This is a genomic window from Curtobacterium sp. AB7, from assembly GCF_044909335.1.
Lineage (GTDB): Bacteria > Actinomycetota > Actinomycetes > Actinomycetales > Microbacteriaceae > Curtobacterium.
The window spans coordinates 240,505-254,367 of the sequence record NZ_JBIYED010000004.1 but is presented as its reverse complement, the minus strand read 5'-3'; the positions used below and the strand labels follow the sequence as shown (position 1 = coordinate 254,367).

The following is a 13,863-nucleotide window of genomic DNA, read 5'->3' as shown; positions in this document are numbered from 1 at the left end:
CCTGTGGGATCTGACGAAGCAACGACCTGGGGGCGGGTCGACGAGAACGGGACCGTGTACGTCCGGTACGAAGAGACCGAACGTGCTGTCGGTGAGTACCCGGACGCCACCCCCGAAGAAGCCCTCGCCTACTTCGCGCGGAAGTACGCCGACCTCGAGGGACAGGTGAAGATCGCCGAGCAGCGCGTCCAGCGTGGTGCGTCGGCGAACGACGTCGCCCGGACGGTCGAGCACCTGACGACCCTGGTGGCCGAAGCCCGCGTGGTCGGTGACATCAAGTCACTCGAGACCCGGGTGGGCGCGCTCACCGAGCAGCTCGGCTCGCTCACCAAGGAGCAGGCGGAACAGGCACAGCAGGCGCTGAACGACGCCCTCGCGCACCGTGCGGCCCTGGTCGAAGAGGCAGAGGCACTCGCGGCGGTCGACCCGGCACGCGCGCAGTGGAAGCAGATCACGGCGCAGCTCGACGACGTGTTCGCCCGGTGGCAGCAGCACCAGCACGACGGCCCGCGCATCCCCAAGAACGAGGCGAACGAGCTCTGGAAGCGGTTCCGCGCAGCGCGCTCCACCGTCGACCAGCACCGTCGCGCGTTCTACTCCGAGCTGGACGCGCAGCACCGCGACGCCCGCACCCGCAAGCAGGAACTCGTGTCGCAGGCCGAGGCACTCGCGTCACGCGGGTCCGACGCGATCCCGGACTACCGCCAGCTCCTCGACGACTGGAAGAACGCCGGGCGTGCCGGCAAGCGCCACGACGACGCCCTCTGGGCGCGGTTCAAGGCCGCCGGCGACGTGCTCTTCGAGCAGCGCCACGCCGAGAGCGCGGCCGAGGACGAAGAGTTCTCCGGCAACCTCGAGGCGAAGCAGGCCCTGCTCACCGAGGCCGAGCCGCTGCTCAAGGCGACCGACCGGGTGGCGGCGCGCAAGACCCTGACCGGCATCCAGCGCCGCTGGGACGAGGTCGGCAAGGTCCCCCGCGGGGACGTCCGCCGCATCGAGGACCGCCTGCGTGCGATCGAGGACCACGTGCGTGGGCTCGAGGACGCGCACTGGAAGGAGTCCAACCCGGAGCGCAAGGCCCGGCAGACCGGACTCGCGAGCCAGCTCGAGGACGCCATCGGCAAGCTCGAGTCCGAGCTCGCCGACGCGCAGGCCTCCGGCGACGCCCGGAAGATCAAGGACGCCCAGGAAGCGCTCGACGCCCGCAAGATCTGGCTCGACGCCCTCGGCAGCTAGTCACCGCACACGACGACGCCCCCGCGACCGATCGGTCGCGGGGGCGTCGTCGTGTGGCGCCGCCGTTCAAACCGGCGTGGGCAGGCCCAGCAGCAACCGGATGTCGAGGTCGTCCTGCCGCATCTGCGCGGCGAGCTCGTCCATCGAGTCGAACTTCACCATGCCGCGCACGTAGGACACGAACAGCACCGAGATGCGATCGCCGTACAGGTCGAGGTCGACGTCGAGCAGGTGCGCCTCGATCTGCTTGGCGGGCACACCCTCGAACGTCGGGTTGTTGCCGACCGAGACTGCTGCCGGGTACACCGTGCCGTCGTGCAGCACCCGAGCGGCGTAGACGCCGTCGGCCGGCGCGAACCCCTCGAACGCCGGGTCGAGGTTCGCCGTCGGGTACCCCATGGCGCGCCCGCGCTGGTTGCCGTGCACGACCGTGCTGCGGACCGCGTGCTCACGCCCGAGCAACCGAGCAGCCTCGGCCACCCGCCCGTCGCCGAGGAGTTCACGGATCCAGGTCGACGAGACGCGTCGCTCGCCGTCGGGGCGGACGTCGTCCACCAGGTCGACGTCGTCGATGAGCTCGACCGTGAAGCCGTGCTGCTCCCCCAGGGTGCGGAGCAGGGCGACGTCACCGGCACCCTTCGCCCCGAAGCGGAAGTCGCTGCCGACGAAGACGAGCCGGGCGTGCAGGGTGTCGACGAGGATCTCGGACACGAACGCCTCGGGCGACTTCGACTGTAGTTCCTCGTCGAAGCGGAGCAGCAGGGTGGCGTCGACCCCGGCGTCGTCGAGGAGCTCGCGCCGCTGCGCCGTGCTCGTGAGCGCCGGCGGGACGTGCTGCGGGTCGATGACGTTGAGGGGGTGCCGGTCGAACGTCACCACGGTGGCGACCAGGCCCTGTTCGTGGGCGGCGCGCTCCAGGTGCGCGATCACCGCGCGGTGTCCGACGTGCACGCCGTCGAACTTGCCGATCGTGACGGCGCTCGGACCGAAGCCCTCGGCCACGTCGGCGATGTCGTCGTAGAACTGCACGGCTGCTCCTACTCGCCCACGGGGGCGGTGGTCGATGCGGGCACCGGTTCGACCGTCGCGGTGCGGTGGTGCTTGCGGAGCCACCAGAGTCCGGCGATCGGCAGCACCAGCGGCGCGAAGGCGTAGCCCATGCCGTAGTACGACCAGATCGTGTCGTCGGGGAAGAGCTGCCGGTCGAACAGCGAGAGCGTGCCGATGACGAGCACACCGGTCATCTCGAACACGATCGTGACGCACGCGACGCGGTACCAGAAGCGTCCGGGCACGATCAGGGCGATCATCGCCACGATGTACACGACGGCGGCGATGGCGCTCACCGTGTACGCGAACGGTGCGAACGAGAACTTCTCGATGATCTGGACGACGCTCCGGCCCGTCGCCGCCAGGGCGAGGATGCCGTACACGGCGATGAGGACGCGGCCGATGCCGGTCGCGAGTGAGGATCTGGTCGCCATTGCACCGATTCTACCGACGTGCGCGGACCACCATGACGCTCGGCGTCAGTTCAGGGCGAACCAGATCTGGTACATCCGGTAGATCATGACCGCGACGGTGAACGCGCCGGCACCGAGGACGACCGTGCTCCACTTCGTGCGGTCCACGAGCGCCCAGACGATGGCCGCCGGCGGCACCAGGAGCACCGACACGGCGTAGACCCCGAACTCGAGGGCGTTGCCGTCCGGCGGGCTGCCCGTCGCGGGCAGCACGATCGAGATGACGCCCTGCACCAGGAGCAGGACCTCGATGAGCGCGAGCGACCCCACGGTGTAGTCGTTGGGCTTCCAGCCGATGAACCCGACCACGACGGCGAACAGCCCGGCCAGGACCGCGACGACGAGCTGGACCCACATGAACCACTCGATCACGCGTGCGCCCCGTTCTGCGACGCCGGAGCAGCCGGCGCCGGAAAGTTCGTGATGACCCGGAGCAGTCCGCGCCGGACCGAGACCAGGCCGACGAGACGGTCGTCGTCGACGGCGACCGCGGCCACCGGGTCGTCCGAGTCCGGGTGGTCGGCTGCGACGCGCTTGCCGTCGGTCAGGTCCTTCGCCGCGGCCGCGTCGAGCGACACCGACGAGAACAACCTGCGTGCCACGTCGGCCGGACGGGCGAGCGTCGCGCGGACGTCGACGGCGTCGTCCTCGAGGTCGATCGCGTCGGCCACGTCGAAGGGACCGACCTGGGTGCGGCGGAGCGCGGTGAGGTGCGCGCCGGTGCCGAGGGTGGCGCCGACGTCGCGAGCGAGGGCCCGGACGTACGTGCCCGACGAGCAGGTCACGACGACGTCGAGGTCGACGACCGCCACCTCGGCACCGTCGACCGTGACGGTGCGGTCGTTCCGGCCGGTGACGTCGAACCGCGAGACGGTGACCGTGCGGGACTTCAGCTCGACGGTCTCGCCCTTGCGCGCCAAGTCGTACGCGCGGCGCCCGTCGACCTTGATCGCGCTGACGGTGGACGGGACCTGGTCGATCCGACCGCGCTGCAGGGCGACGGCACGTTCGACGGACTCGTCCGAGACGTCGGCTTCGGCGATGCCGGTCGCGGCGGTCGGGGTGCCGTCGGCGTCGTCGGAGTCCGTGGACACGCCGAGCCGGATCGTGGCGGTGTAGGTCTTGCCGAGGCCCACCAGGTGGGTGAGCAACCGGGTGGAGTGCCCGATCCCCAGGAGCAGCAGCCCGGTCGCCATCGGGTCGAGGGTGCCCGCGTGCCCGACCTTCTTCAGACCGAGGCGGCGGCGGGCGATCGACACGACGCGGTGGCTGGAGATCCCCTGCGGTTTGTCGACGAGGAGGATGCCGTCCGGCACGGTTTCGAGCACCAGAGGAGATTACCAGCGCCGGTCAGCAGGCGTCGTTCCACTCGCGACGAGGGTGCTCGGGATCGGTGACGTCGAGGACGGCGGAGGCGGCGATCTTGACGTCCGCCCGACGCTCGAGCCGGCCGGATTCCTGCTCGACCCACAGCGACCAGCGCCAGAGCCCGCGGACCCCCGGGGCCAGCAGCCCGTGCCCGTGCACGACCAGCACGCCGTCACCGGCGCCAGTGGTGCGGAACGGGGTGACCACTTCGGTGCGCAGTGTGTCGGGGTCGGTCGACGGCGCCGTCGCGGCCATCGCGGACACCCCGTGCTGCTCGAAGCCGGCCACCAGCGCGGCGGCGACGTGTTCGAGATCGGTGCCGTCCTGCCCGTCGATGCCGATCACGGTTCGGTTCGTGCCGACCTGCGCGATCACCTCAGCAGCGATCGCGGCCATCGTGTCGGTCTCCTCGGGTGCCCAGCGTGCCATGCGTCCACCGTAGGCTGTCGTGGTGAACGCGAGCAGTGCCTCCCAGCCGGATGTGGAGAACGCGGGCGTCCCCGACATCGCGACCCCGTTGACCACCTGGTTCCGACAGGAGGCCCGCGACCTGCCGTGGCGTCGTCCCGGCTTCCCCGCGTGGGGCACCTTGGTCAGCGAGATCATGCTGCAGCAGACGCAGGTCGCGCGCGTGATCCCCCGACTGGAGGCGTGGCTCACCCGGTGGCCGACACCTGCGGACCTCGCGGCGTCGCCCCCGGCGGACGCGGTGCGTGCCTGGGACCGGCTCGGCTACCCGAGACGCGCGCTCGCGCTGCACGCGGCGGCCACGGTGATCGCGACCGAGCACGGCAACGTCGTCCCACGGGACGTCGAGGCACTGCTCGCACTGCCGGGGATCGGCGACTACACCGCACGGGCCGTCGCGGTGTTCGCGTACGGCGACCGCCACCCCGTCGTCGACGTCAACGTGCGGCGGGTCCTGAAGCGTGCGCTCCTGGGCCAGGGCGAGCCCGGGCCGGCGAAGGCCAAGGACGACCTGCCGCTGATGGAGTCCGTGCTGCCGGCCGACCGCGACGCCGCCGCTGCGACGAACGCGGCGGTGATGGAGCTCGGCGCGCTCGTCTGCGTCGCCCGCTCCCCCGCGTGCGACGCGTGCCCGATCGCGGACCGCTGCGCCTGGCGTGCGGCCGGGTACCCCGAACACGACGGGCCACGCGCCCCGAAGCAGGCGAAGTTCGCCGGCAGCGACCGGCAGGTGCGCGGGCTCATCATGGCCGAGCTGCGCGCGAGCGACGTGCCGGTCGCCCGGTCGGAGATCGAACCGGTCTGGCCGGACGCCGAGCAGCGGGACCGAGCGCTCGCGTCGCTGCTGCGCGACGGGCTGGCGGTCGGCGACGACACCACCGGGTACCGCCTGCCGGACGCCTGACGCTCCGCTGGGCACGACGCACGAACGCCCCGCTGCGCACGGGGCGCAGCGGGGCGTTCGGACGGGCGGTGACTACGCCCGCGCGGTGTCCTGCTCGTCGTCGGACTCGTCGTCCTCGTCCTCGTCGTGCTTGTACGGGTCGGCGTCGCCGGCGAACGTCGCACCGACCGACGCGGCTCGGACCTGCTGGTCGCGCACCTGGGCCTGCACGAGCAGGTCCTCCATGTGCGCCGAGGTCTCCGGCAGTGCGTCGGCGATGAACTCGAGCGACGGGGTGAGCCGCGCCGTGATGTTCTTGCCGACCTCGGAGCGGAGCATGCCGGTCGCGGCCTTGAGTGCCGCGGCGGAGTCGGCGCGCTCCTCGTCGGTGCCGTACACGGTGTAGAAGACCGATGCGTGCTGCAGGTCTCCGGTCACGCGGACGTCGGTGATCGTCACGAACCCGAGACGCGGGTCGCGCAGACCCTTGTCGAGACGGCGTGCGACGACTTCCTTGATGCGGTCCGCCATCTTGCGTGCGCGCTGCGGATCGGCCATGGGTGCCTCCTGAGGCAGTGGCGGGACGTTTCCCACCGGTGGTTCTGCGTGGAAAGGGGTCGGGCCCCGACCTCCCGCGAAGGGAGGCCGGGGCCCAGGGTAGTCACACGATCAGTCGCGCGGCTTCTCGACGAGCTCGGTCGTCTCGATCTCGTCACCGATCTGGAGATCGTTGAACTTGCCCAGGCCGATACCGGCCTCGAAGTCCGTGCGGACCTCGGTGACGTCGTCCTTGAAGCGGCGGAGCGACTCGATCGCCAGTCCGTCGGCCAGGACCACACCGTCACGGATGACGCGCGCCTTGGCGTTGCGCGTGATCGTGCCGGAGCGGACGATGACACCCGCGATGTTGCCGAACTTCGAGGAGCTGAAGACCTCGCGGATCTCGGCGACACCGGACTGGACCTCTTCGTACTCGGGCTTGAGCATGCCCTTGAGGGACTGCTCGATGTCGTCGAGTGCGTTGTAGATGACCGAGTAGAAGCGCACGTCGATGCCTTCGCGCGCCGCACGCTCACGGGCCTTGACGTCCGGACGGACGTTGAAGCCGACCACGATGGCGTTGTCGATCGTGGCGAGGTCGATGTCCGACTCCGTGATCGCACCGACACCGCGGTGGAGGATGCGGAGCTGGACGCTGTCGTCGACCTCGATGTCCAGGAGCGACTGCTCGAGTGCCTCGACGGCACCGGAGACGTCACCCTTGATGATGAGGTTGAGCGAGTCGACCTTGCCCTCTTCGAGTGCACGGGTGAAGTCCTCGAGCGAGATGCGCTTGCGGGCCTTGGCCAGCTGGGCGTTGCGCTCGGCGGCTTCACGCTTCTCGGCGATCTGACGTGCCGTGCGGTCCTCTTCGGTGACGAGGAACGTGTCACCGGCGCGGGGCACCGAGGACAGGCCCTGCACCTGGACCGGGCGGCTCGGCGTGGCGGCCTTGACCGCGACACCGTTCTCGTCGGTCATCGCACGGACGCGGCCGTAGGCCGTGCCCGCCACGATGGCGTCGCCGACGTGCAGCGTTCCGGACTGGATGAGGACGGTCGCCACCGCACCGCGGCCCTTGTCGAGCCGTGCTTCGATCGCGACGCCGCGGGCGTCCTTGTCGGGGTTCGCACGCAGGTCGAGCCCGGCGTCAGCGGTCAGCAGCACGGCGTCCAGGAGCTCCTGGATGCCGATGTTCTGCCGAGCCGAGACGTCGACGAACATGACGTCTCCGCCGTACTCCTCCGCCACCAGGTTGTACTCGGTGAGCTGCTGGCGGACCTTGGCCGGGTTGGCGCCTTCCTTGTCGATCTTGTTCACCGCGACCACGATCGGCACGTTGGCCGACTGCGCGTGGTTCAGCGCCTCGATCGTCTGGGGCATGATGCCGTCGTCCGCCGCGACCACGAGGATCGCGATGTCGGTGACCTGCGCACCACGAGCACGCATGGCCGTGAAGGCCTCGTGACCCGGGGTGTCGATGAACGTGATCGGACGCTCGATGCCCTCGTGCTCGGTGACGATCTGGTACGCACCGATGTGCTGGGTGATGCCACCGGCTTCACCCTCGACGACCTTCGAGTTCCGGATCGCGTCGAGCAGTCGCGTCTTACCGTGGTCGACGTGACCCATGACGGTCACGACGGGGGGACGGACCTGCAGGACGGAGTCGTCCTCGTCGGCGTACTCGGCATCGATGTCGATGTCGAAGCCCTCGAGGAGCTCCTTGTCCTCGTCCTCGGGCGAGACGATCTGGATCTTGTAGCCCAGCTCGTCACCGAGGACCTCGAACGTGGCCTCGTCCAGCGACTCGGTCGCGGTCGCCATCTCACCGAGGTGGAACAGCACCGTGACCAGGTTGCCGGGCATGGCGTCGATCTTGTCCGCGAAGTCCGAGATGCTCGCACCGCGACGGAGTCGGACGACCGTGTTGCCGTCGCCACGAGGGACCTGCACACCGCCGAGCGACGGGGCCTGACGCATCTCGTACTCGGCGCGCTTCGTCCGCTTCGACTTGCGGGCACGGCTCTTGCCGCCACCGCGACCGAACGCACCGGCGGTACCACCACCGGGGCCACGACCACGGCCACCGCCACCGGCGGGACGCGGGCCGCTGAAGGCCGGACGCGGGAAGCCGCCACCGGCACCGCCGCCAGCGCCCGGACGGGCGCCACCGGGGCCGCCACGACCGCCACCCTGGCCGGGGCGCTGCCCGAAGCCGTTGGGACGGTTCGCCTGACCGGGTCCACCCGGACGCGGTGCACCCGGACGCGGGACACCGGGACGCGGGGGCTGCGGACGCGGGATGCCCGCTCCACCGGCACCAGCGGCGGGGCGCTGGCCCATGCCCTGGTTCGACGCGAAGGGGTTGTTGCCGGGGCGCGGCGGGCGCGAGCCCATGCCCTGGTTCGACGCGTAGGGGTTGTTGCCCGGACGTGCGCCGGGCTTCGGGCCACCGGGCTTCGGGCCGGCAGCGGCGGGCTTGGCGCTGGAGCCGGGCTTCACCGCGTCGGTCTTCGGCTCGTCACCGGCGGAGTCGGCCGGCTGCGTGGCAGCCTGCTGCTCGGCGGCGGCCTTCTCGGCACGGGCCTTCTGTGCGGCCTCGGCCTCGGCCTGTCGCTGGGCGACGGACTTCGGTGCTGCCGGGGTCGGGACGTCCTCGGCAGCAGGAGCTGCCTGGACCTCGGGCTCCGGTGCGGGTGCCGGACGAACCGGGCCGGGGCGCGGGCCGCCGGGCTTCGGCGCGCCAGAAGCGGGCGTGCTGCTCTTCGCCGGCGTGCTCGGCGCGGGGGCCGAGGCTGCGGGCTTGGATGCCGGGACACCGTCCGCCTGCAGGGCGGCACGGAGCTTCCGGGCAACGGGGGGCTCGATGCTCGAGCTGGCACCCCGGACGAACTCTCCGAGCTCCTTGAGCTTCTCGAGTGCGGTCTTGCTGTCGACGCCGAGTTCGCTTGCGATCTCGTGTACGCGTGGTTTAGCCACTGTTCTCCTTCACGGGTCCCACCCCGTAAAGGGCAGGACTCAATGGATGACGGGTCTCATTTCGAGCCGCTCATCAGTTGTCCATAAGCCGTTCAGCCTGTTCTGTCATGTCCGGGCGCTCGGTCGACGCTCGTGAGAGGCCGACGATGTGGTCGAGCACCGCGGACGTGTCGGGATCGCGATCCAACCGGAGCGCACGGCGGAAAGCCCTGCGCTTGACGGCCAGATCGTAGGCATCGACGGTCGGTGTGAGCCATGCTCCCCGGCCCGGCATGACTGCCTTCGGATCCGCCACGACGCGGCCATCGCCCAGGGCGACGACTCGGAGGAGTGAGGATCGGGAAGCGCGACGACGACTGCCGATGCACGTTCTGACGGGAACCACTCTACTCCTTGCCTCGGACGTCCGCGATCCGGCGCGCCCTTCTGGGCACGCCGGCGGCGAAATCGCCTAGTCGTCGCCGTCCAGGATGGAGTCCGGCTGGATGTCGATCCGGGCCCCGGTGAGCTTGGCGGCCAGGCGGGCGTTCTGCCCCTCCTTGCCGATCGCGAGCGACAGCTGGTAGTCCGGCACGAGTGCGCGGACGGCCTTGGTCGACGCGTCGAGCACGAAGGCGCTGGTCACCTTGGCCGGCGACAGGGCGCTCGCGACGAACGCCGACAGGTCCGGGGACCAGTCCACGATGTCGACCTTCTCGGCGCCCAGCTCGTTGGTGACGGCACGCACGCGCGCACCGAGCTCGCCGATGCAGGCACCCTTCGCGTTGACGCCGGGCTCGTTCGCCTTGACCGCGATCTTCGTGCGGTGGCCGGCTTCGCGCGCGAGCGACGTGATCTCCACGACGCCCGAGGCGATCTCCGGCACCTCGAGGGCGAAGAGCTTCCGGACCAGGCCCGGGTGCGTGCGCGACACGGTGATCTGCGGGCCCTTGTTGCCGCGGGCGACGCTCGTCACGTACACACGGATGCGTGAACCGTGGGCGTAGGACTCGCCCGGCACCTGCTCTTCGGGCGGCAGGATCGCCTCGACCGTGCCGAGGTCGACCATCACCATGCGCGGGTTCGGGCCCTGCTGGACCACACCGGCGACGATGTCGCCCTCCTTGCCGCGGAACTCGCCGAGGATCTTGTCGTCACCGATGTCGCGCAGGCGCTGGTTGATGACCTGCTTCGCCGCGAAGGCCGCGATGCGACCGAAGTCGCTCGGCTGGTCGACGGCTTCACCGATGACGGTGCCCTCGTCGTCGAGCTCGGGGACGTAGACACTGACCTCGCCGGACTTGCGGTCGAGCTCGACACGCGACTGCGCGTGGGCGGGCTCGCCGTTCTCTTCGGCGTGCTTCTGGTAGGCGGTCAGGATGGCAGATTCGATGATCTGGACCAGTTCGTCGAACGGGATCTCCCGCTCGCGCTCCATGAGTCGCAGGACTGCGAGATCGATCTTCACCGAGGTGCCTCCGTATTCAGATGAGTCGCTCCTGCGGATGGAACCGTCGCAGAAGTCGGCCACAAGCGTACCGCACTGCGGCTCGCGGACCCGAGCCGAGACGGACGGGAGGCCCGTGGCGGCGTCGCCACGGGCCTCCCGTCCGGCAGGTGGTCGCGTCCGGGGGCGCGACCCGCTAGATCGCGCGGACCGCGTCGAGCAGCTCGGCGACCGGCACGTCGCGGCGTTCGCCGCTGGCCCGGTTCCACAGCTCGACGACGCCGTCGGCGGCGCCGCGGCCGGCGACGACCACGATCGGCATGCCGAGCAGCTCGGCGTCGCGGAGCTTGACGCCGGGCGACACCTTGGGACGGTCGTCGTAGAGCACGTCGAACCGCTCGCCCTCGAGCTCGGTCACGATCGACGTCGCCAGGTCGTAGGCGACCTGGTCACGGCCGGTGGCGACGATGTGCACGTCGAACGGCGCGACGTTCTTCGGCCAGGCCAGGCCCTTGTCGTCGTTGTGTGCCTCGGCCAGGATCGCCAGGATGCGCGTCACGCCGATGCCGTACGAGCCCATCGTGACGGTCGCGAGCTTGCCGTTCTCGTCCTGCACCTTGAGGCCCAGGGCCTCGGCGTACTTGCGGCCGAGCTGGAAGACGTGCCCGATCTCCATGCCGCGGGCGGTCTCGAGCGGACCGGAGCCGTCCGGCGACGGGTCCCCCGCGCGGACGTCGGACACCTCGGCGACACCGTCGGCCACGAAGTCACGGCCGGCGACCAGGCCCGAGACGTGCACGCCGCGCTCGTTGGCGCCGGTGACCCAGGCGGTGCCGTCGACCACACGCGGGTCGACGAAGTACCGGATGCCCGTGGCGCTGTCGGCGCCGAGGACCTGCGGGCCGATGTAGCCCTTGACCAGGCCCTTGTGCTTCTTGAAGTCGTCGTCGCCTGCGGCTTCGACCTCGGCCGGCGCGAACGCCACCTCGGCGCGCTTCAGGTCGACGTCGCGGTCACCGGGGAGCCCGACGACCACGACCTCGCGGGTGCCGTCGAGGTGGGTGAGCGCGAGCACGACGTTCTTGAGCGTGTCCGCCGCGGTCCACGGCGCGCCGTCCCGCGGCGCGACCTCGTTGGCGTGGGCGACGAGCGTGTCGATCGTCGGGGTGTCGGACGACGGCAGGAGCACCGCGTCGGGCTGGCCCTCGATCGGCAGGGACGCGGGCACGGGCGTGACGTAGGCCTCGACGTTCGCCGCGTAGCCGTCGGCGCTGCGGACGAAGGTGTCCTCGCCCACGGCGATCGGGTGCAGGAACTCCTCCGACTTGGAGCCGCCCATCGCACCGGCGTCCGCCTTGACGATGACGTACTCGAGGCCGAGGCGCGCGAAGATCTTCTCGTACGCGTCGCGCATGACCTGGTAGCTGCGCTCGAGGCCCTCGTCGGTGAGGTCGAACGAGTACGCGTCCTTCATGGTGAACTCGCGACCGCGCAGCAGACCCGCGCGCGGGCGTGCTTCGTCGCGGTACTTGTCCTGGATCTGGAACAGCGTGACGGGGAGGTCCTTGTACGACGAGTACAGGTCCTTCACCAGCAGCGCGAACATCTCTTCGTGCGTGGGGGCGAGCAGGTAGTCGGACCCCTTGCGGTCCTGCAGGCGGAACATGCCGTCGCCGTACTCGGTCCAGCGGTTCGTCGCTTCGTACGGCTCGCGCGGCAGCAGCGCCGGCAGGAGCACTTCCTGCGCACCGGCAGCGACCATCTCGTCGCGGATGATCCCCTCGATCTTGGCGCGCACCCGGAGACCGAGCGGCAACCAGGCGAAGATCCCCGGGGACTGGCGACGGACGTACCCGGCGCGGACGAGCAGCTTGTGGCTCGTCACCTCGGCGTCGGAGGGGTCGTCGCGGAGCGTACGGAGGAACAGATGCGAAAGCCGTGTGACCACGGGGCCAGCCTAGCGGCGTGCGCCGACGGCGCGGCACGGGAGAGGGCGCACCGTGCGAGAATCGCCGCACGGTGCGGCGCAAGCCGCATCGTGCGGTGTCACAAGCGCGCACCGGACTGCTGTCCCGTCACGGGTTCGCGAAGTCCGCACGGTGCGAACGGGACGCCCGGTGCCAGGCCGCCACGGGCCTCCCGTCCGGGCCGCTCGCGACGCTCGTCGCGGCCGGACGCGCACCGTGCGAGCTTCACCGATCGGTGCGGCCCGCTGACCCCGCACCGAGCCGTCAACCCGGCACATGGTGGCGGAATCCGCACCGTGCCGGAGCGCGAGCTACGGGGTGGTGATGACCTCGGGGCTGCCGAGCGCGGCCTCCGGCCCCATCTCGTCGGCGATGCGGTTCGCCTCGGCGATGAGGGTCTGCACGATCTCGTGCTCCGGAACCGTCTTGACGACCTTGCCCTTGACGAAGATCTGGCCCTTGCCGTTGCCCGACGCCACGCCGAGGTCGGCCTCGCGTGCCTCGCCCGGGCCGTTCACGACGCAGCCCATGACGGCGACGCGCAGGGGGACGGACATGCCCTCGAGCCCCTTGGTGACGTCGTTCGCCAGCTGGTAGACGTCGACCTGGGCCCGGCCGCAGCTCGGGCACGAGACGATCTCGAGCTTGCGCTCGCGCAGGTTGAGCGACTGCAGGATCTGCAAGCCGACCTTCACCTCTTGCGCGGGCGGCGCGGACAGGGACACGCGGATGGTGTCACCGATGCCCTCGGCCAGCAGGATGCCGAACGCGGTGGCGCTCTTGATGGTGCCCTGGAACTCGGGGCCGGCCTCGGTCACACCGAGGTGCAACGGCCAGTCGCCGGCGGCGGCGAGCTGGCGGTAGGCCTTGACCATGACGATCGGGTCGTTGTGCTTGACCGAGATCTTGAAGTCGTGGAAGTCGTGCTCCTCGAACAGGCTGGCTTCCCACACGGCGGACTCGACGAGCGCCTCGGGCGTGGCCTTGCCGTACTTCTGCAGCAGGCTCGGTTCGAGTGACCCGGCGTTGACGCCGATGCGGAGCGACACGCCTGCAGCCTTCGCCGCGGCGGCGATCGCACCGACCTGGTCGTCGAACTTGCGGATGTTGCCCGGGTTCACGCGGACCGCGGCACAGCCGGCGTCGATCGCCTGGAACACGTACTTGGGCTGGAAGTGGATGTCGGCGATGACCGGGATCTGCGACTTCTTCGCGATGATCGGCAGCGCGTCGGCGTCTTCCTGCGTCGGCACGGCGACCCGGACGATGTCGCAGCCCGAGGCCGTGAGCTCGGCGATCTGCTGCAGCGTCGCGTTGATGTTCGTCGTCGGCGTCGTGGTCATCGACTGGACGGACACCGGAGCGTCGCCACCCACGAGCACCTTGCCGACCCGGATCTGGCGCGACTTGCGTCGGGGGGCGAGGGTTTCGGGCGACTTGGGCATACCGAGGTTCACAGCGGGCACGTGA

General features: G+C 70.4%; 13 protein-coding genes. 2 read left to right on the top strand and 11 right to left on the bottom strand.

Going from position 1 to position 13,863, the window contains the following annotated elements; translation table 11 throughout:
* The first annotated feature begins 3 nt into the window (after window positions 1-3).
* Window positions 4-1,236, top strand: coding sequence for a DUF349 domain-containing protein (locus ABH929_RS11415; RefSeq protein ID WP_194647852.1), 1,233 nt, complete (start codon window positions 4-6; stop codon window positions 1,234-1,236).
* A 66-nt stretch (window positions 1,237-1,302) separates the two neighbouring features.
* On the opposite strand, the gene ABH929_RS11410 is transcribed toward ABH929_RS11415, so the two are convergent.
* Genes ABH929_RS11410 through ABH929_RS11390 form a run of 5 tightly spaced genes read right to left on the bottom strand, consistent with a single transcriptional unit; the run spans window position 1,303 to window position 4,556 of the window.
* Window positions 1,303-2,265 carry a bifunctional riboflavin kinase/FAD synthetase gene (locus ABH929_RS11410; RefSeq protein WP_263090600.1) on the bottom strand — a complete coding sequence of 321 codons (963 nt, stop codon included), beginning with the start codon at window positions 2,263-2,265 and terminating at the stop codon, window positions 1,303-1,305.
* 8 nt (window positions 2,266-2,273) lie between these two features.
* Complete coding sequence (locus ABH929_RS11405; protein ID WP_123339724.1) at window positions 2,274-2,720, bottom strand: hypothetical protein; 447 nt, start codon at window positions 2,718-2,720, stop codon at window positions 2,274-2,276.
* A 45-nt stretch (window positions 2,721-2,765) separates the two neighbouring features.
* Entirely contained in the window at window positions 2,766-3,131 is a 366-nt protein-coding gene (locus tag ABH929_RS11400) for a hypothetical protein (RefSeq protein WP_111083896.1), read from the bottom strand.
* The gene (truB, locus tag ABH929_RS11395; protein WP_404561318.1) at window positions 3,128-4,087 is read right to left on the bottom strand and encodes a tRNA pseudouridine(55) synthase TruB; all 960 of its coding nucleotides are present in this window, start codon (window positions 4,085-4,087) and stop codon (window positions 3,128-3,130) included. Before truB ends, ABH929_RS11400 begins: the two co-directional genes overlap by 4 nt.
* Window positions 4,088-4,109: 22 nt before the next feature.
* A complete protein-coding gene (locus tag ABH929_RS11390) occupies window positions 4,110-4,556 on the bottom strand; it encodes a hypothetical protein (RefSeq protein WP_404561317.1) in 447 nt (148 codons plus the stop codon).
* A gap of 22 nt (window positions 4,557-4,578) precedes the next feature.
* On the opposite strand from ABH929_RS11390, the gene ABH929_RS11385 reads away from it, so the two are divergent.
* Window positions 4,579-5,499 carry an A/G-specific adenine glycosylase gene (locus ABH929_RS11385; protein ID WP_404561315.1) on the top strand — a complete coding sequence of 307 codons (921 nt, stop codon included), beginning with the start codon at window positions 4,579-4,581 and terminating at the stop codon, window positions 5,497-5,499.
* 72 nt (window positions 5,500-5,571) lie between these two features.
* On the opposite strand, the gene rbfA is transcribed toward ABH929_RS11385, so the two are convergent.
* The 6 genes from rbfA to ispG all read right to left on the bottom strand — a co-directional run bounded on the left by rbfA (window position 5,572) and on the right by ispG (window position 13,838).
* Window positions 5,572-6,036 (bottom strand): 30S ribosome-binding factor RbfA, encoded by a 465-nt coding sequence (rbfA, locus tag ABH929_RS11380; RefSeq protein ID WP_205462513.1) that lies wholly within the window; start codon window positions 6,034-6,036, stop codon window positions 5,572-5,574.
* A 111-nt stretch (window positions 6,037-6,147) separates the two neighbouring features.
* Window positions 6,148-9,000, bottom strand: a complete 2,853-nt coding sequence (gene infB / locus ABH929_RS11375; RefSeq protein WP_404561314.1) for a translation initiation factor IF-2 — start codon at window positions 8,998-9,000, stop codon at window positions 6,148-6,150.
* Between the two features lie 73 nt (window positions 9,001-9,073).
* A complete protein-coding gene (locus tag ABH929_RS11370; protein ID WP_205462514.1) occupies window positions 9,074-9,385 on the bottom strand; it encodes a YlxR family protein in 312 nt (103 codons plus the stop codon).
* A gap of 66 nt (window positions 9,386-9,451) precedes the next feature.
* A complete protein-coding gene (nusA, locus tag ABH929_RS11365; RefSeq protein WP_111083890.1) occupies window positions 9,452-10,447 on the bottom strand; it encodes a transcription termination factor NusA in 996 nt (331 codons plus the stop codon).
* Between the two features lie 175 nt (window positions 10,448-10,622).
* Window positions 10,623-12,374, bottom strand: a complete 1,752-nt coding sequence (locus tag ABH929_RS11360; RefSeq protein WP_404561312.1) for a proline--tRNA ligase — start codon at window positions 12,372-12,374, stop codon at window positions 10,623-10,625.
* 330 nt (window positions 12,375-12,704) lie between these two features.
* Window positions 12,705-13,838, bottom strand: coding sequence for a flavodoxin-dependent (E)-4-hydroxy-3-methylbut-2-enyl-diphosphate synthase (gene ispG, locus ABH929_RS11355; RefSeq protein WP_111083888.1), 1,134 nt, complete (start codon window positions 13,836-13,838; stop codon window positions 12,705-12,707).
* Window positions 13,839-13,863 lie beyond the last annotated feature (25 nt).